This is a genomic window from Streptomyces sp. NPDC028910 (assembly GCF_055564955.1).
The window spans coordinates 12,773-35,726 of the sequence record NZ_JBVHVF010000019.1; the positions used below are offsets into that span (position 1 = coordinate 12,773).

General features: G+C 71.8%; 19 protein-coding genes and 1 pseudogene. 8 read left to right on the forward strand and 12 right to left on the reverse strand.

Annotated features, from left to right (window positions below):
- Positions 1-11: 11 nt before the first annotated feature.
- The 3 genes from ACZ4TV_RS22640 to ACZ4TV_RS22650 all read right to left on the reverse strand — a co-directional run bounded on the left by ACZ4TV_RS22640 (position 12) and on the right by ACZ4TV_RS22650 (position 5,562).
- Positions 12-1,457, reverse strand: a complete 1,446-nt coding sequence (locus ACZ4TV_RS22640) for an aldehyde dehydrogenase family protein (RefSeq protein WP_468136550.1) — start codon at positions 1,455-1,457, stop codon at positions 12-14.
- A 236-nt stretch (positions 1,458-1,693) separates the two neighbouring features.
- Positions 1,694-3,274, reverse strand: coding sequence for a PucR family transcriptional regulator (locus ACZ4TV_RS22645; protein WP_468136551.1), 1,581 nt, complete (start codon positions 3,272-3,274; stop codon positions 1,694-1,696).
- Between the two features lie 155 nt (positions 3,275-3,429).
- Positions 3,430-5,562 carry a serine/threonine-protein kinase gene (locus ACZ4TV_RS22650; protein ID WP_468136552.1) on the reverse strand — a complete coding sequence of 711 codons (2,133 nt, stop codon included), beginning with the start codon at positions 5,560-5,562 and terminating at the stop codon, positions 3,430-3,432.
- A 238-nt stretch (positions 5,563-5,800) separates the two neighbouring features.
- Here ACZ4TV_RS22650 and gabT point away from each other — a divergent pair, with 238 nt between their 5' ends.
- The gene (gene gabT / locus ACZ4TV_RS22655; protein ID WP_468136553.1) at positions 5,801-7,147 is read left to right on the forward strand and encodes a 4-aminobutyrate--2-oxoglutarate transaminase; all 1,347 of its coding nucleotides are present in this window, start codon (positions 5,801-5,803) and stop codon (positions 7,145-7,147) included.
- 355 nt (positions 7,148-7,502) lie between these two features.
- Positions 7,503-8,075 (forward strand): phosphatase PAP2 family protein, encoded by a 573-nt coding sequence (locus ACZ4TV_RS22660; RefSeq protein WP_468136555.1) that lies wholly within the window; start codon positions 7,503-7,505, stop codon positions 8,073-8,075.
- Positions 8,076-8,088: 13 nt separating this feature from the next.
- Here ACZ4TV_RS22660 and ACZ4TV_RS22665 read toward each other — a convergent pair whose 3' ends face one another.
- From ACZ4TV_RS22665 to ACZ4TV_RS22695, 7 genes are all read right to left on the reverse strand, one after another.
- Entirely contained in the window at positions 8,089-8,577 is a 489-nt protein-coding gene (locus ACZ4TV_RS22665; RefSeq protein ID WP_468136556.1) for a hypothetical protein, read from the reverse strand.
- Positions 8,578-8,739: 162 nt separating this feature from the next.
- Positions 8,740-10,158 (reverse strand): NAD(P)/FAD-dependent oxidoreductase, encoded by a 1,419-nt coding sequence (locus tag ACZ4TV_RS22670; protein ID WP_468136558.1) that lies wholly within the window; start codon positions 10,156-10,158, stop codon positions 8,740-8,742.
- Between the two features lie 23 nt (positions 10,159-10,181).
- Entirely contained in the window at positions 10,182-10,988 is an 807-nt protein-coding gene (locus tag ACZ4TV_RS22675; RefSeq protein ID WP_468136560.1) for an ABC transporter permease, read from the reverse strand.
- A complete protein-coding gene (locus ACZ4TV_RS22680; RefSeq protein WP_468136561.1) occupies positions 10,988-11,917 on the reverse strand; it encodes an ABC transporter permease in 930 nt (309 codons plus the stop codon). Before ACZ4TV_RS22680 ends, ACZ4TV_RS22675 begins: the two co-directional genes overlap by 1 nt.
- Positions 11,914-13,062: an ABC transporter ATP-binding protein gene (locus tag ACZ4TV_RS22685; protein WP_468136562.1), complete on the reverse strand. Its 1,149-nt coding sequence runs from the start codon at positions 13,060-13,062 to the stop codon at positions 11,914-11,916. The genes ACZ4TV_RS22680 and ACZ4TV_RS22685 overlap by 4 nt, the downstream gene beginning before the upstream one ends.
- Before the next feature lie 185 nt (positions 13,063-13,247).
- On the reverse strand, positions 13,248-14,498 hold the full coding sequence (locus ACZ4TV_RS22690) for a polyamine ABC transporter substrate-binding protein (protein ID WP_468136563.1): 1,251 nt from the start codon (positions 14,496-14,498) through the stop codon (positions 13,248-13,250).
- Positions 14,499-14,547: 49 nt separating this feature from the next.
- Positions 14,548-16,077 carry a gamma-aminobutyraldehyde dehydrogenase gene (locus tag ACZ4TV_RS22695; protein ID WP_468136671.1) on the reverse strand — a complete coding sequence of 510 codons (1,530 nt, stop codon included), beginning with the start codon at positions 16,075-16,077 and terminating at the stop codon, positions 14,548-14,550.
- A gap of 194 nt (positions 16,078-16,271) precedes the next feature.
- Here ACZ4TV_RS22695 and ACZ4TV_RS22700 point away from each other — a divergent pair, with 194 nt between their 5' ends.
- The 3 genes and pseudogenes from ACZ4TV_RS22700 (at position 16,272) to ACZ4TV_RS22710 (ending at position 19,260) form a co-directional block, all read left to right on the forward strand.
- The gene (locus ACZ4TV_RS22700) at positions 16,272-16,826 is read left to right on the forward strand and encodes an NADAR family protein (RefSeq protein ID WP_468136564.1); all 555 of its coding nucleotides are present in this window, start codon (positions 16,272-16,274) and stop codon (positions 16,824-16,826) included.
- Entirely contained in the window at positions 16,823-17,269 is a 447-nt protein-coding gene (locus ACZ4TV_RS22705) for an NUDIX hydrolase (RefSeq protein ID WP_468136566.1), read from the forward strand. The genes ACZ4TV_RS22700 and ACZ4TV_RS22705 overlap by 4 nt, the downstream gene beginning before the upstream one ends.
- Positions 17,270-17,681: 412 nt before the next feature.
- Positions 17,682-19,260, forward strand: a pseudogene (locus ACZ4TV_RS22710) (TROVE domain-containing protein).
- Positions 19,261-19,269: 9 nt separating this feature from the next.
- Here the strand turns inward: ACZ4TV_RS22710 and ACZ4TV_RS22715 are convergent.
- Complete coding sequence (locus tag ACZ4TV_RS22715) at positions 19,270-19,953, reverse strand: DUF4190 domain-containing protein (protein WP_468136567.1); 684 nt, start codon at positions 19,951-19,953, stop codon at positions 19,270-19,272.
- 110 nt (positions 19,954-20,063) lie between these two features.
- On the opposite strand from ACZ4TV_RS22715, the gene ACZ4TV_RS22720 reads away from it, so the two are divergent.
- Genes ACZ4TV_RS22720 through ACZ4TV_RS22730 form a run of 3 tightly spaced genes read left to right on the forward strand, consistent with a single transcriptional unit; the run spans position 20,064 to position 22,404 of the window.
- Complete coding sequence (locus tag ACZ4TV_RS22720; protein ID WP_468136568.1) at positions 20,064-21,089, forward strand: adenosine deaminase; 1,026 nt, start codon at positions 20,064-20,066, stop codon at positions 21,087-21,089.
- 35 nt (positions 21,090-21,124) lie between these two features.
- The gene (locus ACZ4TV_RS22725) at positions 21,125-21,814 is read left to right on the forward strand and encodes a glycerophosphodiester phosphodiesterase (RefSeq protein ID WP_468136569.1); all 690 of its coding nucleotides are present in this window, start codon (positions 21,125-21,127) and stop codon (positions 21,812-21,814) included.
- Complete coding sequence (locus ACZ4TV_RS22730) at positions 21,811-22,404, forward strand: DUF7134 domain-containing protein (protein WP_468136570.1); 594 nt, start codon at positions 21,811-21,813, stop codon at positions 22,402-22,404. The genes ACZ4TV_RS22725 and ACZ4TV_RS22730 overlap by 4 nt, the downstream gene beginning before the upstream one ends.
- Here the strand turns inward: ACZ4TV_RS22730 and ACZ4TV_RS22735 are convergent.
- Positions 22,401-22,865 carry a hypothetical protein gene (locus tag ACZ4TV_RS22735; RefSeq protein ID WP_468136571.1) on the reverse strand — a complete coding sequence of 155 codons (465 nt, stop codon included), beginning with the start codon at positions 22,863-22,865 and terminating at the stop codon, positions 22,401-22,403. The two genes, ACZ4TV_RS22730 and ACZ4TV_RS22735, sit on opposite strands and share 4 nt — an antisense overlap.
- Between the last annotated feature and the right edge of the window lie 89 nt (positions 22,866-22,954).

Below are 22,954 nucleotides of genomic sequence, written 5' to 3' on the forward strand. Positions count from 1 at the left end.
GCCGTACGAGATCAGATGTCGAGGCCGGTCAGGACCAGGACTCGCTCGTACGTGTAGTCGTCCATCGCATAGCGGACGCCCTCGCGGCCCACACCGGACTGCTTGACGCCGCCGTAGGGCATCTGGTCGGCGCGGTAGGACGGCGCGTCGCCGACGACCACACCGCCGACCTCGAGCTCGCGGTGGGCGCGGAACGCGGTCTGGATGTTCCGGGTGAAGACGCCGGTCTGCAGGCCGAACTTCGAGTCGTTCACCGCGGCGAAGGCCTCGTCGGTGTTCTCGACCCGCTGCAGGGTCAGGACCGGGCCGAAGACCTCCTCGGTGGCGAGCTTGACGCCGTCCGGGACGTTCGCGACGACGGTGGGCTCGTACGAGGCACCCTCACGCTTGCCACCGGTGAGCAGCTTGGCCCCGGCGGACACGGCCTCGTCGACCCAGGACTCGACACGCTGGGCGGCGGCCTCGGAGACGAGGGGGCCGACGTCGGTGGCGGAGTCGGACGGGTCACCGGTGACCTGCGCCTGGACCTTCGCGACGACCTTCTCGACGAGGCGGTCGTAGACGGAGGCGTCGGCGATCACGCGCTGCACCGAGATGCAGGACTGGCCGGCCTGGTAGTTCGAGAAGGTCGCGATACGGGTCGCGGCCCAGTCGAGGTCGGCCTCGGAGGACCAGTCCTCCAGGACCACGGCCGCCGCGTTGCCGCCGAGCTCCAGGGTGCAGTGCTTGTGGGGCACCGACTGCTGGATGGCGTAGCCGACGGTGTCGGAGCCGGTGAAGGAGATGACGGGCAGGCGCTCGTCCTTGACCAGGGCGGGCATCCTGTCGTTCGCGACCGGCAGGACCGACCAGGAGCCGGCCGGGAGGTCGGTCTCGGCGAGCAGCTCACCCAGGATCAGCCCGGAGAGGGGCGTGGCCGGGGCGGGCTTCAGGATGATCGGCGCGCCGACGGCGATGGCCGGGGCCACCTTGTGGGCGCACAGGTTCAGCGGGAAGTTGAACGGCGCGATGCCGAGGACCGGGCCCTTGACGAAGCGGCGGGTCAGCGCGAGACGGCCGACGCCACCGGGGTCGGTGTCGAGGCGCTGGGCGTCGCCGCCGTTGAAGCGGCGGGCCTCCTCGGCGGCGAAGCGGAACACGGACACCGCACGGCCGACCTCACCGCGGGCCCACTTGATGGGCTTGCCGTTCTCGGCGGAGATCAGCTGGGCGATCTCCTCGGTGCGCTCGACGAGCCGCTTGGACACGTGGTCCAGGGCGGCGGCCCGTACGTGGGCGGGGGTCGCGGAGAACTCCGCCGTCACGGCGTGCGCCGCGGCCACGGCCTCTTCGACCTGCTCGTCGGTGGGCACGCTGACGGTGCCGACCAGTCGGCCGTCCCACGGGGAGTGGACGTCGAAGCTGTCCTCGCCGGTGGCCTGGCGGCCGGCGAGCCAGAAGGCGTGGGTGGAAGTCATGCGAATCCCGGCCCTTCGGATGTGTGCGGTGGGTCCTTGTCCCCTCCACCGTAGGACTCCGCCGGCGTTTCGGCGTTTAGCCGGGGTGTAGTACCTGCCGTCGGGGTCGCGCCGGTTTGTCACTGTCGCACCGGCGGGTCCGCTGCTGGGGCTCCGCCCGGGCCCCGCGCCTGTCACGCGATTTCCGCCCCGGCGGGCGACGGCGGCTACGACAAGGGCGGCTACGACAGGGGCGGCTACGACGGGGACGAGGTGGCCTTCAGGGCGAGCCACAGCTCCATGCGGACGTCCGGGTCCTCCAGCGAGCGGCCGAGGATCTCCTCGACCCGCTTCATCCGGTAGCGCAGCGTGTGCCGGTGCACCCCGAGATCGGCGGCCGCCGCGTCCCACTGGCCGTGGCGGGAGAGCCACGCCTGCAGCGAGGCCACCAGATCGCCGCGCCCGGTCGCGTCGTGCTCCCGCAGCGCGCGCAGGGTGCCGTCCGCGAAGGCCCGTACCGCGTCGTCGGCCAGCAGCGGCAGGACCGAGCCCGCCGCCATCTCCTCGTGCTCCACCATCGGCCGTCCGCGCCGCCGGGCCACGGCGAGCGCCTGGTCCGCCTGCTTGAGCGCCGCCGCCACGGTGCCCGCCGAGGCCGGCGCCGACAGGCCGACCACCAGTTCGTCCGGCTCCGGCCCGGCCGCGTCCCGGCCGCGCCGTGCCTCCAGCGCCTCCGCGTGCTCCACGCACGCCTGTACGGCCGAGCCCGCGTCGGAGGCCAGGACGACGAGCCGGCCCGCCTCCGGGACCACCAGCAGCGCCTCACCCGTACGGGCGGCCGCCGACTCCACCGCGTCGGCCAGCAGCGCCATGCCCTGCGGCTGCGCGGTCCCCGGCAGCGCCGGCTCGGCCACGATCAGCCGGAACGGTGCCTCCAGCAGGGCCCCGTACAGATCGCCGGCCACGGCCCGCGCGTGGTCCGCCTCGCCCGCTAGCAGCATCCGCAGCACCGCCGCGCCCAGCCGGGACTCGGCGTCGTGCAGAGAGCGCGACCGCTCGGTGGTGAGGGTCAGCAGCGCGACCGCCGAGTGGACGGCGTACCGCTCGGCCGTGCCCAGCGGGGCCCCGGTGCCGACGGCGAGCGCGCCCCGCGCCCGCCGGCCCGTTCCCAGGGACTGGAGTTCGACGCGGTCCTCCGAGCCGCCGACCACGGCGCTCGCGGGCGCCGGCCGCTCCCGCAGCCGCTCCACGTCGGGGGTGAGCCGGGCGGCCCGCCGCGCGGCCCAGTCGGGGGCGGCCGCGACGACCGCGCCCGAGGTGTCGTACAGCGCGGCCCAGCCGTGCACGTGCGCCGCCAGCTTCGCCAGCAGCTCGGCGGGGCCGTCGGCGGAGAGCGCGGCCCGCGTCAGCTCCCGCTGCGCCTCGAAACCGGCGGTCACGGCCCGGTACTGGTCCGCCGCCAGGGCCGCGGAGACGGCCTTGCTGATCGCCAGGAAGGGGGTCCGGCGCGGTACCTCCAGCAGCGGCATGTCCTCGGCCCGCGCGGCCTCGACCAGCGCTTCGGGGATCTCCTCGTAGTTGACGCCGATCGCGAAGCCGATGCCGACGACCCCGGCCGCGGTGAGGCGGCGTACGTAGCGGCGCATCTCCTCCGGGTCCTCCGCGTCCAGCTTCATCGCGGTGATCAGCAGCAGCTCCCCGCCCTCCATGTACGGGACGGGGTCGGCGAGCTCGCTGACGTGGGCCCAGCGCACGGGGGTGTCGAGGCGGCTCTCCCCCGCCCGGACGCTGAGCTTGAGCGCCGAGTGCTGGACGAGTGAGGCGAGGGTGAGCGGCATCGGTTACCAGGGGCCTTAGCGGGAGGGGGCGACGGGGGGCGGCGGACCGCGCGGCGGCGGCTAGAGAAGAGCAGCAGAGGAGCCGTGGCGCTTTTCGCCGTCTCGTATGAAGGGCACGTCTCGATTCTGCCACCTCGTACGGGTCGGAGCGCGGGTCAGGCCGTCCCGGCCAGTCGGACCAGCAGCGGAGCCGCCCGTTCCCCCCGGACCGACGTCAGCGACAGCACCGCGTACCCCGGCGGCACGGCGTGGGCCAGGTCGGAGGCGGACCACCGCTCCCGCTCCACCTGCCGCACGGTCACCGCGTCCGTGGTGACCGCCTTGCCGGTGACGAGCTTGCGGAAGGCGTGCATGGCCCGGGTCAGCGGCTGGTCGGCGAAGACCGTGCGGTGGGTGACGTCCCGCGTCTCGACCCACTCGGTGCCCCAGGCCTCGGCGAAGCGCTTGCCGTCCCAGGTGGTGACGCCGGAGAAGGCCATCCGGCAGCCGACCGCCCCGAGCAGCGGGGTCCGCAGCGCCTCCGGTACGTCGTCCAGCGTGCGCAGCGTGAGCAGGACCCCCGCGTGCGCCGAACGCAGCCGCTGGACGCCCCGCACGGTCTGCGCGGTCAGCGTGTGCGAGGCGTCGTCGAAGGCGAGGAAGGCGAAGAGGGAACGGTCGGTGCGGGCGGTCGCGGCGGCGTTGAACTGCGCGAGCAGCAACCGGGCCAGCATCCGGGAGGCGTCGGCGTGCCCTCGTTCGGGCAGGTCGATGCGGACGCGGATCGGGTGCTCCAGGGCGCGCAGCGAGAACGGCCGCCCCTGGCCGTCGGCATCGCCGGCGCCGGCGTCGGGGACCCCGACGCTGAAAAAGCCGGCGAAGGCGGGCCGGTCCAGCAGGGCCACCCGGTCGGCGAGGGCCGGTCCGGGGTCCGCGGGAGCCCCGTGCTGGCGTTCCCGCGCGTCGAGTTCGCGCAGCATGGCGTGCTGCCCGGCGTCCTCCAGCGCGCGCCGCAGCCCCGCGAGGGCGGCCGGTACCTGGTCGAGCAGCTCGCGCAGCTCGGGCACGGCGGGGAAGCGCCCGTGCGCCGCCCGGAAGGGCCCGAGGAGCTGGGCGAGGGCGGTCGCGGCGCGGCGTACGTCGATCCCCGGAACATCCCCGACGAAGCCCTCGGCGAGCAGGGTGGCGGCCTCGTCGGGGTCGGTGGCGCCGCCGTAGAGGTCGAGGTCGTAGACGGAGGCGGGATCACCGACGCGGACCACGACGTCATAGGCGGTGTCCGGCCCGAGCTGGGCCCCGGCCGCGCCGACGGCGACGACGGCGGCCTGGCCGGCGAGCGCCTGGAGCGCGAGCGATTCGACGACGGGCCGCACCAGGCGCTGGGTCTTGCCGGTACCGGAGGGCCCGACGGCGAGCAGGGAGGTGCCGAGGACGTCGGGGTCGAGCGCGAGCGCGGTGCCGCGGCGGGCGTACGGGTTGCGCGCGCCGTCCTCGACGGTACCGAGCAGCACCTGCCGGGCCAGCAGATCGTGCCGGGCGGCTCGCACGGGCAGATCCCGCGCCCCGGAGGGGTGCACGCAGGCCCCGGCGCCCTTGTCGCGCACGGAGTCGGCGAAGGCCCGCATGCGCGAGGGATCGACGCGCACGGAATCCCACGCCCGCCGGATGCGGACGTAGTCCACGTCGTTCATCCGCCCGCTCCCGGCCTCCCCCTCAAGCCGATCGGCCACCTCCCCCAGCCCGGCCCCCCGCAACTGCGGCCACCGCACGGGATCGTCCGCGCCACCGGCCTCGGTGCGGGCCGCGTCGACGGAGAGCAGGGGCCGCACGGCGCGGCCGCGCAGCACCCGGCGGCCCAGTTCCGGCCAGCGGCCGAGACGCCCGAAGCCGATCAACAGGAAGGTGGCGACCACGGCGTACCAGACGTACGAGGCCACGACGGAGGGGAGCGTCCCGGCCCATGAGTCGGGCGTGAACATGTAGAGCGGCCAGAGCCAGAACCCGCCGAGGTAGCCGTTCCACAGCAGGGACCACAGCAGCAGGCCCGCCAGCAGTGAGATGAGGGCCCCGCTGACCAGTTGGCGGGTGGGGGTCTCCTCGGGCTCCTCGGCGGCCCGCGGCGTGTGCCCGTACGTCCATACGCCCGGCCCGTCCGAGGCGCGCGGGAAGCGCAGCCAGTCCCCCAGCGTCGGCCCGGCGGCCGGAGCGTGGGAGGGCCTCGGCGGGAGGCCCGGGGGCGGCGGCGCGGCCGGTCTCGGGATGTGCCCGCTGTGGGGCGGGCGCGTCTCGTGCGTGCCGTCGGTGTCCATGAACCCCTGCCCCCTGCCCGTGCCGTGCGCTGCGGCGCTCAATCTAGTGCCAGGTCCCGGCCCGGGACCCGCACCTCGGCCATGATCCCCAAGACCCGTGCCGCGCCCTTCCTATGGCCGTCGCGGACAAGGACACGCGGAGATCACTACCGAACGGAGCATGCAGGACCACCGCCCCCGGGCCTAGCCTGCGGACAAAGACACAAGTGCGTCCGAAAACACCCCCCAGGAGCCCTCTATGACCGCTGTCCCGCAGGAGCGCCGCATCGTCACCGCGATCCCCGGCCCCAAGTCGCAGGAGCTGCAGGCCCGCCGCCTCGAGACGGTGGCCGGTGGCGTGGGCTCCGTGCTCCCCGTCTTCACGGCCCGCGCGGGCGGCGGCATCATCGAGGACGTCGACGGCAACCGCCTGATCGACTTCGGCTCCGGCATCGCCGTGACCTCCGTCGGCGCCTCCGCCGAGGCCGTCGTGCGCCGCGCCTCCGCGCAGCTCGCCGACTTCACCCACACCTGTTTCATGGTCACGCCGTACGAGGGCTACGTCGAGGTGTGCGAGGCCCTCGCCGAGCTGACCCCGGGCGACCACGCCAAGAAGTCGGCCCTGTTCAACTCCGGCGCCGAGGCCGTCGAGAACGCCGTCAAGATCGCCCGTTCGTACACCAAGCGCCAGGCCGTCGTCGTCTTCGACCACGGCTACCACGGCCGTACGAACCTCACCATGGCGCTGACCTCGAAGAACATGCCGTACAAGCAGGGCTTCGGCCCGTTCGCCCCCGAGGTCTACCGCGTCCCGGTCGCCTACGGCTACCGCTGGCCCACCGGCGCCGAGAACTGCGGCCCTGAGGCCGCCGCCCAGGCGATCGACCAGATCACCAAGCAGATCGGCGCCGACAACGTCGCCGCGATCATCATCGAGCCGGTCCTCGGCGAGGGCGGCTTCATCGAGCCGGCCAAGGGCTTCCTGCCCGCGATCGTGAAGTTCGCCAACGAGAACGGCATCGTCTTCGTCGCCGACGAGATCCAGTCCGGCTTCTGCCGCACCGGCCAGTGGTTCGCGTGCGAGGACGAGGGCATCGTCCCGGACCTGATCACCACCGCCAAGGGCATCGCGGGCGGTCTGCCGCTCGCCGCCGTGACCGGCCGCGCCGAGATCATGGACTCCGCCCACGCGGGCGGCCTGGGCGGCACCTACGGCGGCAACCCGGTGGCCTGCGCCGGCGCGCTCGGCTCCATCGAGACCATGAAGAAGCTCGACCTCAACGCCGCGGCGAAGAAGATCGAGTCCATCATGAAGACCCGCCTGACGGCCATGCAGGAGAAGTACGAGATCATCGGCGACATCCGCGGCCGCGGCGCCATGATCGCGATCGAGCTGGTCAAGGACCCGGTGTCCAAGACCCCGTTCCCGGAGGCGGCCGGCGCGCTCGCCAAGGCCTGCCACGCCGAGGGCCTGCTCGTCCTCACCTGTGGCACCTACGGCAACGTGCTCCGCTTCCTCCCGCCGATCGTCATCGGCGAGGACCTGCTGAACGAGGGCCTGGACCTCATCGAGGCCGCTTTCGCGGCCATCGGCACGGCCGTCTGATCGAACGGCTAGAACGTGAGAGCGCGGCGCTCGATCAGTACCAGCGGTAACGCGCGGGCGCTGTGAAGAAGCTGTGGGGGGCCGATGGCGGGAGCGCTTTCCTGCTGTCGGTCCCCCTTTCGCTGCCGTACGGTTTCTGCAGATGAGTGAGACAGCCCGCTCCCGGGAAACCGGGGGCGATCCCGGTACCGGGCTTCCCCAGCGCCGTACCGGGCATGCGTTCGCGCACACTCCTCACCGATCGGACGGCCGTCCGCCCCAAACCCCCCGGGGCGTGCGGCGACCCGATCCGGGCGGCCGTCCCGGAACCATCCCCCCTGTTCCGGGACGGCCGGCCATTCCTCTCAGGGAGCTCGTGGTCCCGGCGCTGTGCGCCCTCCTCCTCGCACTGATCACCTGGCAGGTCCTGGTGGCGGGACCACTGCTCTCCGCGGACGCCCGCCTCAGCCGCGCGCTGGTCCGCACCGTGCCCGACCCGGTCACCGAGGGCCTGTCGGACCTCGGGAACATCCCGGTCGCGCTGCCCGTCCTGCTCCTCGCCGCCGCGTACGCCGCCTGGCGCGGCAACCGCCGCGGCGCCCTGGCCGCGGTGGTGGCCGTGGCGCTGGTCCCGGCCCTGGTCATCCCGCTGAAGGAGTGGACCGCCCGGCCGGGACCGCTGGAACCGTGGGCCGCCGGCTACTACCCCTCGGGCCACACCGCCACGGCCTTCGTGGCGTACGCGGGCGCGGCCCTGCTCGTACGTCCGTACGCCGGCCGGTGGTGGCCGACGGTCGCCGCCCTCGTCCTCACGGGGGCCACGGCCGTCGGGCTGGTCCTGCGGGGCTTCCACTGGCCGCTGGACGTGCTGGCCAGCCTCCTGTTGTGCACGCCCCTGCTGCTGGCGGTCAGGCGGTCCTGCCGTAGTACGCGTCGAAGTTCCGGCTGAGCTCTCGGCCGTGTCAGGGCGTCCCGCCCGCCCCCTCCTCGGCGGCCGCGGCGAGCGTGGCCGCGACCATCGCCGCGGCCTCGTGCATCGCGAGCTCCAGCAGGGCCGGGTCGGTGAGGGTGCCCTGCCCGTCGGGGAGCACCAGCCAGCGCACTCCGCCGGTCGCCCGGCCGGGGTACGGGACCACGATCCAGGTCCCGCGCCCGGCCCCCCGTACGCCCGTGCCGATCCAGCGGGACGCGGTGCCCGCGGGCACGAAGAAGCCCAGCCGGGAGGCGCCGAAATCGGCGAGCACCGGGCCGGGCCGGTCGAGGAGCAGGTGGAGCACGTCGAGGGTGGCCTGCCCCAGTTCCCCGGGCAGGATCAGCACGTCCCAGCGCCGGCCGGCGGGCAGCAGGACGACGCCGAGGGGGCTGCGCTCCCACTCCCACCGGCAGGCGTCGGGGTCCGGCGCCACCGATACCAGCCATTCCACTGCCGTCTTGGCCCCCGGGATCGTCATCGCCCGGCCTCCGTTCCCTGTAGGTGAGGGGTTCTCACCTGGAGAGAGCGGGGCCGGGCGCGGCTATGACGCGGGTTTCGTTACTCCGTGGTAGTGAACCGGGTCACGCGGCGAGGGGCGGTGTGCGCCGGGCGTGCGCACCGCGATCAGCACATGAACGGATCAGCTGTCGAAACCGAGGCCGAGGCGGTCCATCGTCTTGAGCCAGAGGTTGCGGCGCCCGCCCCGGGCGTCCGCGCGGGCCAGCGACCACTTGGTGAGCGCGATCCCGGTCCATGCGAAGGGCTCGGGCGGGAACGGCATCGGCTTGGACTTCACCATCTCCAGCCGGGTGCGCTCGGTGGAGAGTCCGTCCAGCAGGTCCAGCATCACGTCCGCGCCGAACCGGGTGGCGCCCACCCCGAGCCCGGTGTAGCCGGCCGCGTAGGCCACCTTCCCGGAGTGCGCGGTGCCGAAGAACGCGGAGAAGCGCGAGCAGGTGTCGATCGCGCCGCCCCAGGCGTGGCTGAACTTCAGCCCCTCCAGCTGCGGGAAGGCGGTGAAGAAGTGCTCCGCGAGCCTGAGGTAGGTCTCGGGGCGGTGGTCGTACTCGGAGTCGAGCTTCCCCCGGTAGGGGTAGATCGCGTCGTAGCCGCCCCACAGGATCCGGTTGTCCCGGGTGATCCGGAAGTAGTGGAACTGGTTCGCGCTGTCGCCCAGCCCCTGCCGGTTCTTCCAGCCGACCGCGGCCAGCTGCGCCTCGTCCAGCGGCTCGCTCATCAGCGCGTAGTCGTAGACGGGGACGGTGAAGGGGCGGATCCGCCGGACCAGCGACGGGAAGATGTTGGTGCCCAGGGCGATCCGGCGCGCGAGGATCGTGCCGTAGGGGGTCTGCACGGTCATTCCGGAGCCGGCCGAGGCCAGCTTCAGGCCGCGGGTGTTCTCGTAGATCCGCACCCCGAGGCCGAGGCAGGCCCGCTTGAGGCCCCAGGCCAGCTTCGCCGGGTGGAGCATGGCCACGCCGTCGCGGTCCCAGAGGCCCGCGAGGAAGGTCGGGGAGTCGACTTCGGCGCGCACCGCGTCCCGGTCCAGCCATGTGGAGCCGTCCGCCAGACCGAGGCGCCGCGCCTGCTCGTGCAGTTCGCGCAGCTCCTCGACCTGGTGGGGTTCGGTGGCGACGTCGATCTCGCCGGTCCGCTCGAAGTCGCAGTCGATGCCGTAGCGGGCGACGGCCTCCTCGATGGCGTCGAGGTTGCGGGCGCCCAGCTCCTCCAGTTTCGCCAGCTCGCCGGGCCAGCGGGCCAGCCCGTTGCCGAGGCCGTGGGTGAGGGACGCGGCGCAGAAACCGCCGTTGCGGCCGGAGGCGGCCCAGCCCGCCTCCTTGCTCTCGATCACGACGACGTCCCGCTCGGGGTCGCGCTCCTTGGCGAGCAGCGCGGTCCACAGCCCGCTGTAGCCGGCTCCGATGACCAGCAGGTCGCAGCGCTCGTCGGAGGTGAGCGCCGGCTGCGGGGCGGGCTTGCCGGGGTCGTCCAGCCAGTACGAGACCGGCTTCGCTTCGGAAAGGGATTTAGCAACACTACGCATGGCGACTGGGGCCATGGCTTCCAACTCCCTACAGGGGTCTACTTCGGTTGTGCCTTCTTGCGGCGGTTGCCGACCATCTGGCCGGCCAGGACCACCAGCACCGCGATGACGAACATCGCCGTGCCGATGACGTTGATCTGCACGGGCGTACCGCGCTGGGCCGATCCCCACACGAACATGGGGAAGGTGACGGTGTTGCCCGAGTTGAAGTTGGTGATGATGAAGTCGTCGAAGGAGAGCGCGAAGGAGAGCAGCGCGCCCGCCGCGATACCGGGGGCCGCGATGGGCAGGGTCACCCGCAGGAAGGTCTGCACCGGGCTCGCGTAGAGGTCACGGGCGGCTTCCTCCAGGCGCGGGTCCATGGACAGGACCCGCGCCTTGACGGCGGCGACGACGAAGCTGAGGCAGAACATGATGTGGGCTATCAGGATCGTCCAGAAGCCCAGCTGGATGCCCATGTTGAGGAAGAGCGCGAGCAGCGAGGCCGCCATCACGATCTCGGGCATGGCCATGGGCAGGAAGATCAGCGAGTTGACCGCGCCGCGCGCCCGGAAGCGGTAGCGCACCAGCGCGAAGGCGATCGCGGTGCCCAGGGCGGTCGCGGCGATGGTGGACCACAGGGCGATCTGGAGCGAGAGCGCGAGGGAGCCGCACAGGTCGGCGACCCCGCAGGGGTCCTTCCACGCGTCGAGCGAGAACTCCTGCCAGGCGTAGTTGAACCGCCCGGTGGGGTTGTTGAAGGAGAAGACGGTGACGACGACGTTCGGCAGGATCATGTACGCGAGCGTGCCGAGGCCCGCGATGACGACCAGATTGCGCCGGAGCCAGGTGACGGGAGCGCGCATCAGACCAGGTCCTCCGTCCCCGCTCGGCGGATGTAGATGGTGACCATGATCAGCACGATGGCCATGAGGATGAAGGACAGCGCGGCCGCCGTCGGGTAGTCGAGGATCCGCAGGTACTGCGACTGGATGACGTTGCCGATCATCCGGGTGTCCGTGGACCCGAGCAGCTCGGCGTTCACGTAGTCGCCGCTCGCCGGGATGAAGGTGAGCAGGGTCCCGGAGACCACGCCGGGCATGGAGAGCGGGAAGGTCACCTTCCGGAAGACCGTGGCGGGGTGGGCGTACAGGTCCCCGGCCGCCTCGTGCAGGCGGGTGTCGATGCGCTCCAGCGAGGAGTACAGCGGCAGGATCATGAAGGGGAGGAAGTTGTACGTCAGACCGCAGACGACCGCGAGCGGTGTGGCGAGCACCCGGTCCCCCTGGGTGATGCCGAGCCAGCTGGTGACGTCGAGGAAGCCGATGCCGCCCAGAACGGCGACCACCGGGCCGCCGTCGGCCAGGATCGTCTTCCAGGCCAGCGTGCGGATCAGGAAGCTGGTGAAGAAGGGCGCGATGACCAGCACCAGCAGCAGGCCCCGCCAGCGGCCCGCCTTGAAGGCGATCATGTAGGCCAGCGGGTACCCGAGCAGCAGGCACAGCGCGGTCGCGGTGCCGGCGTAGAGCAGGGAGCGCAGAAACTGCGGGAGGTACTCGGTGAAGGCGTCCCAGTAGGTCCGGAAGTGCCAGGTGACCTCGAAGCCCTCTTCGAGGGAGCCGGTCTGCAGCGAGGTGGAGGCCTGGTAGACCATCGGCAGCACGAAGAAGACCAGCAGCCACAGGATGCCGGGGAGCAGCAGCCAGTAGGGGACCAGCCGCTTGCGCACGGACGGCTTGTGGACCGGGGGTTCGGCGGGGGCGGGCGCGAGGGGCGGCGCCGCGGTGGCGGTCACGCGCTCTCCTCCACCGTCTCCACACCCGCGTCGATGGCCTGGGCGGCGTCGAGGCCGAAGGTGTGCTCCGGGTTCCAGTGCAGGACCACCTCGGCGCCGGGCACCAGGCGGGTGTCCCGCTCGATGTTCTGGGCGTACACCTCCAGGTCGGGACAGACCTGGCTGTCGATGACGTACTGCGTGGAGACGCCGATGAAGGAGGAGTCCGCGATCCGGCCGGGGACCTTGTTGCGGCCGGCCGCGATGGTGTGCTCCTCGTCGGCGTGGACCAGGGAGATCTTCTCCGGGCGTACCCCGACCAGCAGTTTCCCGCCGGTGGAGGGCGTCGTCGCACAGCGCGCCGCGGGCAGCCGGAGCCTGGTGCCGGAGGCCGAGACCACGACCTCGGAGCCGGCCGACTCCACGTGGGCCTCGATGAGGTTCGAGGTGCCGAGGAAGTTGGCGACGAAGGTGGTGCCCGGGTTCTCGTACAGCTCGGCGGGGGCGCCCAGCTGCTCGACGCGCCCGCCGTTCATCACGGCGACCGTGTCGGCCATGGTCATGGCCTCCTCCTGGTCGTGCGTGACGTGCACGAAGGTGATGCCGACCTCGGTCTGGATCCGCTTGAGCTCCAGCTGCATCTGGCGGCGCAGCTTGAGGTCGAGGGCGCCGAGCGGCTCGTCGAGGAGCAGCACCTGCGGGTGGTTGATCAGGGCGCGGGCGACGGCGACGCGCTGCTGCTGGCCGCCGGAGAGCTGGTGCGGCTTGCGCTGGGCGAACTGGCCGAGCTGGACCAGCTCCAGCATCTCGTCGACCTGCTTCTTGACCGAGGAGATGCCGCGTCGGCGCAGGCCGAAGGCGACGTTCTCGTAGACGTTCAGGTGCGGGAAGAGCGCGTAGCTCTGGAAGACCGTGTTGACCGGCCGCTTGTAGGGCGGCAGGTGGGTGACCGGCCGGTCGCCGAGGTGGACCGTGCCGGTGGAGGGCTCCTCCAGGCCGGCGATCATGCGCAGGGTGGTGGTCTTGCCGCAGCCCGAGGCGCCGAGCAGGGCGAAGAAGGAGCCCTGGGGGATGGTGAGATCCAGCGGGTGCACGGCGGTGAAGGAGCCGTAGTGCTTGCTGATCCCGGAGAGGCGGACGTCGCCGCCCGCGGTCGTTTCAGTCATGGATGGGTCCCGGGGGTTGGATGAGAGCAGGGGGCAAGGACGGTGTCATCCGGCTGCGGAGCGGGAGCAGGCCGGGGGCTCCGCCGGCGCACGGGGCGTCCGGCGGGGTGGAGCCGGAGCGGGCTCCGCCGCCGACGGGGCGTCCGGTGGGCGGTGCCTCGGTCTGCACGGCTCGCCGCGAGGCGTCACGCGCCGATGAGCTTGGCGAACTTCTCCTCGTAGGCCGTCTCTTCCTCGCTGCTGAGGGAGCGGAAGGCGCGGGACTTGGCGGTCATCGCCTTGTCCGGGACGATCAGGGCGTTGTCCGCGAGCGCGGGGTCGATCTTCGCGAGCTCGTCCTTGACGCCCTCGACGGGGCAGACGTAGCTGATGAACGCGGCCAGCTGGGCGGCGACGGGAAGCTCGTAGTAGTAGTCGATGAGCTTCTCCGCGTTGGCCTTGTGCCGGGCCTTGGCGGGGACCAGCAGGTTGTCGCTGGAGGTGATGTAACCGGCGGCCGGGATCGCGAACTTGATGTCCGGGTTGCCCGCCTGGAGCTGGATGACGTCGCCCGCCCAGGCCAGGCAGGCGGCGAGGTCGCCCTTGTCGAGGTCGGAGGTGTAGTCGTTGCCGGTGAAGCGGCGGATCTGGTTCTTGTCCACGCCCTTCTGGAGCCGGCCGATCGCCTCGTCGAAGTCGGCGGTGGTGAAGGAGGAGGGGTCCTTGCCCTGGTCGAGCATGGTCATGCCGACGCTGTCGCGCATCTCGGTGAGGAAGCCGACCCGGCCCTTGAGGGAGGGGTCGTCGAGCATCTGGGTGACGGAGTCGACCTTCTTGCCGTCCGTCGCCTTCTCGTTGTAGGCGATGACGGTGGAAATGCCGGTCCACGGGTAGCTGTACGCGCGCCCCGGGTCCCAGTCGGGGCTGCGGAACTGCGGGGACAGGTTGGCGTAGGCGTGCGGCAGGTGCGAGGGGTCCAGCTTCTGCGCCCAGCCGAGGCGGATGATGCGGGCGGCGAGCCAGTCGGTGACGACGATCAGGTCGCGGCCGGTGTCCTGGCCGGCCGCGAGCTGCGGCTTGATCTTGCCGAAGAACTCGACGTTGTCGTTGATGTCCTCGGTGTACTTGACCTTGATCCCGGACCGCTTGGTGAACTCCTCCAGGGTGGGACGGGACTTCTCGTCCTCGCTGGTGTCCATGTACTCGGTCCAGTTGGAGAAGTTGATCTCCTTCTCCCGGGCCGAGTGGTCGTCGGAGGCCGCGGCCGAGTCGCCCTCGCGCTTGGCGGGCGGGATGCCGCAGGCGGCGAGGGTGGACAGGCCTCCGAGAGTGAGCGCTCCGACTCCGGAGGCGCGCAACAGCGAGCGGCGGGTGAGGGCGCCGCGCCCGCTGGTGAGGCTGCGCCGCATCGCGGCGAGTTGCGCCGCGGAGAGGCGGTCGGGCTCGAACTGCTCCATGCGCTGTGCCCTTTCGGGATGGGTGCGCCGCTGGTCGGGCGGCTGACTGCTATCGGTCCCCGAAGATCGTGCGGTGCCAGTCCTTCGCGGCTACCGCCGTGTTGTCGTACATCACGTGCTTGACCTGCGTGTACTCCTCGAAGGAGTAGGCCGACATGTCCTTTCCGAAGCCGCTGGCCTTGTAGCCCCCGTGGGGCATCTCGCTGATGATCGGAATGTGGTCGTTGATCCAGACGCAGCCCGCCTTGATCTCGCGGGTGGCGCGGTTCGCCCGGTACAGGTCCCGGCTCCAGGCGGAGGCCGCGAGTCCGTACGGGGTGTCGTTGGCCAGCGCGATGCCCTCGTCGTCGGTGTCGAAGGGCAGGACGACGAGGACCGGACCGAAGATCTCGGACTGGACCACCTCACTGTCCTGGGCGGCGCCGACGATGAGGGTGGGCCGGTAGTACGCGCCGTCGGCGAGGCCGCTCTCGCCTTCCCCGCCCTGCGGGATCTCGCCGCCGGTGACGACGGTGGCGTACGCCCGGGCGCGCTCGACGAAGCCGGCGACCCGGTCGCGCTGGGCGTGGGAGACCAGCGGGCCGAGGTCGGTGGTGGCCGCGAAGGGGTCGCCGAGACGGACGCTCTCCATCAGCTCCGCGACGCGGGCGACGAAGGCGTCGTGCAGGGGGCGCTGGACGTAGGCGCGCGTCGCGGCGGTGCAGTCCTGGCCGGTGTTGATGAGGGAGGCGGCGACGGCGCCGTGCGCGGCGGCCTCCAGGTCGGCGTCGTCGAAGACGAGGAAGGGGGCCTTGCCGCCCAGTTCCAGGTGGAGCCGCTTGACGGTGGCGGTGGCGATCTCGGCGACCCGCTTGCCGACGGCCGTGGAGCCCGTGAAGGAGGTCATCACGACGTCGGGGTGGCCGACCAGGTGCTCCCCGGCGTCGCGGCCGGCGCCGGTGACGATGTTGATCACGCCGTCGGGCAGGCCCGCGTCCTTGGCCGCCTGCGCGAACATCAGGGAGGTCAGCGGGGTGAGTTCGGCGGGCTTGAGAACGATGGTGTTGCCCGCGGCGATGGCAGGGAGGATCTTCCAGGCGGCCATCTGCAGCGGATAGTTCCACGGGGCGATCGAGCCGACGACGCCGATGGCCTCGCGGCGTACGTAGGAGGTGTGGTCGCCGGAGTACTCGGCGGCCGCCTGCCCCTGGAGGTGGCGGGCGGCGCCCGCGAAGAAGGCGGTGTTGTCGATGGTCCCCGGCACGTCGAACTCCGTGGACAGCTTGATCGGCTTGCCGCACTGGAGGGACTCGGCGTACGCGAAGTCCTCGGCCTGCTCGGCCAGTACGGCGGCCAGCCGGTGCAGGGCGTCGGACCGCTCGCCGGGGGTGGCGCCGGACCAGGCCGGGAAGGCCCGTCGGGCGGCGGCGACCGCCTCGTCTACGTCCGCGGTACTCGCGAGTTCGTAGGTGAGGACCTCGTCGCCGGTCGCCGGATCGACCACCGTGTGCGACCGCCCGGAGGTGCCGGGCCTGAGCCGCCCGTCGATGTACTGCGCGCCGTCTGCGAAGCGGTCCTTGACCTGGAAGCGGTTGCCCATCACGCTCTCACGCTCTCCGTAGCTACAGTTCGAGCTACAGCTCGAATTGAGTGCCGATCCTGACAGAGGAGGGGCCCTCGGCCAAGTGATTCCGTTGTTGCCTTTTGATTACGCGACGGAATCGGTCGACCATGTGTCGAGGCACACCGAAAATCCGGTACGAAGTGTCAGTGGCGACTGCCAGACTCGCGTGCATGGAGATGATCGAAAACCTGATCGACCAGGTCAGCCGTGGTGAGCGGGTGAAGTTCCTGCCGTTCTGGGGCCACCAGCCGCAGGCGGACGGGAGGCTCGGCCCGAGCTGTCTGAGCCAGTGGTGGCCATCCGCTTTCACTGTCGGTGACGTCCGTTATGCCACCGCCGAGCACTGGATGATGGCCGGCAAGGCCCGGTTGTTCGCAGACTCCGCGGCGGAGCGTGCCGCGCTGGAGGCGAAGAGTCCGGCGGCCGCCAAGAAGGCCGGGCGGCTCGTGCGCGGCTTCGACGACGCGATATGGGAGCGGGAGCGGTTCGCCCTGGTGGTGGAGGGGAGCGTGCACAAGTTCGGCTCCGATCCGGCGCTGCGCGGGTACCTGCTGGGCACCGGGAGCCGGGTGCTGGTGGAGGCGAGCCCGCTGGACCGGATCTGGGGCATCGGGCTGGCGGCCGACGACGAGCGCGCCCTGGATCCGGCGCGCTGGCGGGGGCTGAACCTGCTGGGCTTCGCCCTGATGGAGGCCCGGGAGCGGCTGCGGGCCGACGCAGCGTGACCGACCGTCCCATGCCGGAGCGGCGCCGGGTCGCCGCCGTGATCATCCGGGACGGCTGTGTGCTCATGGTGCGCGAGCGTGGCCGCGGGGCGACGGGCAGGCACGACGGGCCGGAGTACTGGACCTTGCCGGGCGGCGGTCTGGAGGCGGGCGAGGAGCCCGAGGAGGCGGTCCGGCGGGAGGTGGCCGAGGAGGTGGGCCTGCGCGCCCTGGGCGTGCGGTACGCGTACGACTCCCCGTACCCCTCGGGCTGGACCTCCTGCTTCCGCGTGGACGTCGAGCCCGGCGAGCCGGTCCTCGGTGTCGACGCGGACCTGGAGTGCGACTGCCCGCGGATGGTCGGGCTCATCTGGGTCCCGCTGTCGCGCGGCACGGACGGCGCGTCGGTCATGGTGCCCACGCTGCTCAGTAATTGCGTGGTGGAGCCCGTCCCCGGCGCCTAACGTGGTCCTCGTCCAGGTGCGAAGGCGAGACCTACTTCGACTCATAATCGGGCGGCCGCGGGTTCGAGTCCCGTCACCGGCTTCGGGCCGATGTAGCTCAGCGGGTAGAGCACCACGTGGTTTCGCCGGACTCGACCTCTGGACACGTACGTCACGCACGACTGAGTGGTTGCGGCCCCCGCGCTCCTGGCGAACATCCTGTGGAATCAGGGGCATTCACGCGGACTGCCGGAGTAAGATGGCTGTGGAAAGTGCGTCGCGAGAACCAAGCACGCACATCTTTCTTCGCATTGCTCCTTTCCGGGCTGGTCTCAACCCGGCTGGTGTTGATCGCGGAAGACCTGATGTCCCAACGGGGCGTCAGGCAGCGTGAGCCAGGAATCCCCCGTTCTTCGGGCTGGGGAGGATTCAAATGGCTCGCTTCAACCAAGAGCCATCCTGGACCGAGCCAGTCAGCTCTCCGGTCCACATTTCGGGCATACCGGCCGCACCCACCAGGGCGGCCGGGACAGCCCTGCGTTCCGACGCTGTTCCTGCTGGCCGTCGCCAACTTCGTGACGCAGCGCACCGCGTACGAGAGCGGTGAGGCGCGCGACGACCGCTTCGCCGCGCTCGTGCGCACCCTCGCCGTAGAGGATCCCGCGTGGACGGCCGGCCTGCTGGGCTGGCTCCGCGGGGACGCGAACCTGCGTACCGCCTCGCTCGTCGGCGCCGCCGAGTACGTCAGGGCCCGGCTCGACGCTGGCGCGACGGACGGGCCTTCGAACCGCCAGGTCGTGGACTCGGTCCTGCGGCGCGCGGACGAGCCCGGTGAGCTGCTGGCCTACTGGACGGCGACGTACGGGCGGGGCGTGCCCAAGCCCGTCAAGCGCGGCATCGCCGACGCCGTGCGCCGGCTCTACTCCGCCACCTCGCTGCTGAAGTACGACACCGACTCCAAGGCCTACCGCTTCGGTGACGTCCTCAACCTCGTGCACGCCTCCCCCGACCCGGCCAAGCCCTGGCAGGGCGAGCTGTTCCGCTACGCCCTCGACCGCAGGCACCACCCGGAGAGCGCCGAGGTCCCCGCGGGCAGCCGCACCCTCGTCGCCCACCGGGCGCTGATGGAGCTGCCGGTGTCCGAGCGGCGTGGTGTGGTCGTCGCTCCGGACGGCGCGCAGCGGCTCGCGGAGGCGGGCATGACCTGGGAGGCGCTGGCCGGATGGCTCCAGGGGCCGATGGACGCGGCCGCCTGGGAGGCGGTCATCCCGTCCATGGGAGCGATGGCCCTGCTGCGCAACCTGCGCAACTTCGACCAGGCCGGGGTCTCGGGCGCGGTGGCCGCACGGGTCGCGGCGAGGATCTGCGACCCGGAGACCGTCGCCCGGTCCCGGCAGTTCCCCTTCCGCTACCTGGCCGCCTACCAGCACGCGCCCTCGCTGCGCTGGGCGTACCCGCTGGAGCAGGCGCTCGGGCACTCGCTGGCCAACGTACCGGCGCTGCCCGGCCGGACGCTGGTCCTCGTCGACCGGTCCGGCTCGATGTGGTCCCCGCTCTCGGACCGCTCCCAGCTCAACCGGGCGGATGCCGCGGCCGTCTTCGGGGCGGCGTTGGCTCTGCGGGCCGAGCGCGCCGACCTGGTGCAGTTCGGTACGACCAGCCAGGTCGTCCCGTACGCCCGGGGGGAGTCGGTACTGAAGGTGCTCGATCGGTTCGGGGACCTCGGGGGCACCTACACGGCCCAGGCCGTGAGGAAGCACTACCGGGGCCACGACCGGGTGTTGATCGTCACCGACGAGCAGGCCGCCTCGTACGGCCACGGCGGCGATCCGACGGCGGAGGTGCCGCCCACGGTTCCCGTCTACACGTGGAACCTGGCCGGCTACCGGGTGGGGCACGCGCCCTCCGGCGGCGCGAACCGGCACACCTTCGGCGGGCTCACCGACGGGGCGTTCCGGATGGTGTCCCTGATCGAGGACGGCCGGAACGCCGAGTGGCCGTGGGCTTCTTGAAGCGGTCGGTCAGACCTTCTCGTGGACCTGGGAGTTGTCGTACGGACTGTCGTACGGGGAATCGTCCGTCGACCCCTCGTCCATGAGGCCGGCGAATATGATCGCGATCATCAGGCCGCCCAGCACGATGCCGATCGCGCCCAGGATGATGCCGGCGAGCGCCATCCCGCCGTTGTCGGCCTCGCCGCGGGTCGCCTTGCCCTTGCCCAGGGCGCCGAAGACGACCGCCCCGATCCCGAGCGCTATCGCTATGAAGCTGGTGATGCAGGCGACGACCGAGAGGATGCCGAGGACGAGCGCGGTGATGCCGAAGCCGTTGCTCCGCTGGGTCCCGTACGGCGGGTACGAGCCGTGGCCCGGGTATCCCGGGTATCCCGGGTACCCGGGGTAGCCCTGGTATCCGGGATGGCCCGCGTCGCCGGGGTATCCGTACCCGGGCTGGGCCGGGTACCCGTACGCCGCTGACGCGGGCCCCGCCATCGGCATCGCAGTCGTGGGCGGGGTCGGGGTGGTGGCCGGAGCGGAGAGGGGCAGTTGGTCGCCCGGCATCCCCGCGAGCGTCGGCTGGTCGTGCGCGGACGCCGGGCCCGACACGCCCGGTGTGCCGTGCTGGCCCTGCGGTTTGCCCAGATCCACCGCCGGCCGCTCCGGCGGCGCCCACGGGTCTCGCGGCTCGGGACTGTTCTCGGTCATGCGGCGCCCCCCTCTCGTACAGCCATGCTAAGCGCTGCCACCGACAGTCATGGGGCGTGCCTACGATGAACCCGACCCGACCGCTCTCGCGTTCTCCCGGAGGCGCCCCCATGACCGACCTGCACCCCTTCATCGCGGGGCTGCCCAAGGCCGAACTGCACGTCCACCACGTCGGCTCGGCCTCCCCGCGCATCGTGGCCGAGCTCGCCGCCCGGCACCCCGACTCGAAGGTCCCCACCGACCCCGAGGCCCTCGCCGACTACTTCACCTTCACCGACTTCGCGCACTTCATCGAGGTCTACCTGTCGGTCGTCGACCTCGTCCGCACTCCCGAGGACGTACGGCTGCTGACCTTCGAGGTCGCCCGCGACATGGCCCGGCAGAACATCCGCTACGCCGAGCTGACCATCACCCCGTACTCCTCCACCCGTCGCGGCATCGAGGAGAAGGCCTTCATGGAGGCCATCGAGGACGCCCGCAAGGCCGCCGAGGCCGAGCTCGGGGTCATCCTGCGCTGGTGCTTCGACATCCCCGGCGAGGCCGGCCTGGAGGCCGCCGCCGAGACCGCCCGCCTCGCCGTCGACCTGCACCCCGAGGGCCTGGTCTCCTTCGGCCTCGGCGGACCCGAGATCGGCGTCCCGCGCCCGCAGTTCAAGCCGTACTTCGACCAGGCCCGCGCGGCCGGCCTGCGCAGCGTGCCGCACGCCGGCGAGACCACCGGCCCGGAGACGATCTGGGACGCCATCAACGAGCTGGGCGCCGAGCGCATCGGCCACGGCACCAGCGCCACCCAGGACCCGTCCCTGCTGAAGTACCTCGCGGAGAACCGGATCGCGCTGGAGGTCTGCCCGACCTCCAACATCGCCACCCGCGCCGTCACCGACCTCGACCAGCACCCCGTCAAGGAGATGGTGGCGGCGGGCGTGCTCGTCACCATCAACAGCGACGACCCGCCGATGTTCGGCTCAGACCTCAACAACGAGTACGCGGTGGCCGCCCGCCTCCTCGACCTCGACGAGCGCGGACTCGCCGAGCTCGCCAAGAACGCCGTCGAGGCCTCCTTCCTGGACCCGGCCGGCAAGGCGAAGCTCAACGCGGAGATCGACGCGTACACCGCCGAATGGCTCGCGCGCTGACCCCTGTTGGCCGGTCGGCCCCTGAGAATGGAGCCATGCGCACCCTGACTGCCGTCGGCCACCGCGGCGATCCCTACCGTGCCCGTGAGAACACCCTGCCCTCGATCCGCTCCGCCTTCGCCCGCGGGGCGGACGCGGTCGAGATCGACGTACGGCTGACCCGCGACGGGGTGCCGGTCCTGCTCCACGACGAGAAGCTCCAGCGGCTGTGGGGCCACGACGTGCGCCTGGCCGACGTCACCGCCGCGCAGCTCAAGGAGCTGACGCAGGGCGGTGTTCCCACGCTCCGCGACGCCCTGACGGCGGCCGGGGCGGGCCGGCTGATGCTCGACCTCCCGGGTGCCACCTTCGAGGCGGTGCGCACGGTCGTGGAACAGGTCCGCGAGTGCGGGGCGCGCGAGCGGACGTACTACTGCGCGGGCCCGCGGACGATGCTGTCGGTCCGCGCCGCGGATCCGGGCGCCGAGATCGCGCTCACCTGGACCACGCTGTCGCCGCCGCGGCGGGTGCTGATCGACGCCGTGGCGCCGCGCTGGCTCAACTACCGTTTCGGGCTGGTGAGCCGGGAGCTCGTGGACGCGCTCCACCGGGACGGCCTGCTGGTGTCGGCCTGGACCGCGGACACCAAGCGGACGATGAAGGCGCTCGTCGCGGCGGGGGCCGACGCGATCACCACGAACCGGGTGGACGCGCTGACGGCCGTACGGGCCGGGCTCGGCCGGTGATACGCGCCTTCCGGGACGGGATCCGCGGCGCCGATCCGCGGTGGCGGGACCTGGGTCTGACCCTGCTGGTGCAGCTGGCCGTCACGATGCCGTTCGTGGTGCCCCGGTCGCCCGAGCTGCCGGCCGCGACCTGGGCCTCGTACGGGATGACCACGCTCGGCGTGCTGCCGCTGGTCTGGCGGCGCCGGGCGCCGGTGGCCGTGCTCGCGGCGATCGTCGTCATCGGAGGGGTGTACAAGCTCGCTCTCGACGGGCCGGGCCAGCCGCTGCCGTACGCGGGCCTGATCGCTTTCTACACGGTCGCCCTGCAGTGCCGCGCCCGGGTCCGCGCGGCCGTGGGCCTGGCCACCGTGGTGGTGGTCGCGCTGTCGGTGGGCTGGGAGACCGGGGCGGCGCGTGAGCTGCTGTTCACCCTTTTCGTCTCGGCGGCGGCCTATGCCCTGGGGCGGCTCCAGCACACGCGGCAGGCGTACACCGAGGCCGTCGAAGCCCGCGCCGCGGAGCTGGAGCGGGCCAACCGGATCGAGGCGGAGCAGGCTGCCGCACGCGAACGGGCCCGGATGCTGCGGGACCATGGCCGCTTTCGCTAGGTAGGCATCGCCTCAAGGCGCTTGATCATGCGACGGAGCACCAGCAGGGGGATCACCCCGAAGACGCCGAAGGCCATGTCGATGACGCTCCACCAGACGGGTATCCCCCGGATGGGTCCGCAGATCAGGGCAAGGGGGATCACGCCGGCGCAGGCGATCACGCCGGCTTCGACGATCCAGATGTTGCGAACCGGGTCGCGGTGGACGCCGTAGAAGAACACCGCGATGACCAGATGGGCGAAAGCGAGCCAGTCGGTGCCGTAGAGGAGGAAGGGGTAATCGGCATCGGCCCGTTCCAGCCCTTCGCCCACCCGGCGGAGCCATGAGTTGTCCACCAGGGCATTGGCCCAACGGAGTTCGCTGACCAGGGGGAAGGCGGTGAGTCCGCTCAGCACAAGGCAGACGATGAACAGGATCAGCCAGGCACGGATACGCCGCTGAAGGACGCTTCTCTCGCTCATGGAAGGAAGCGTACACCTGGAATTGAACACGTTCAGCATTCTCCCTGAACGTGTTCAACCCGACGGGGGGCGTCGTGCCGAGGCATGTC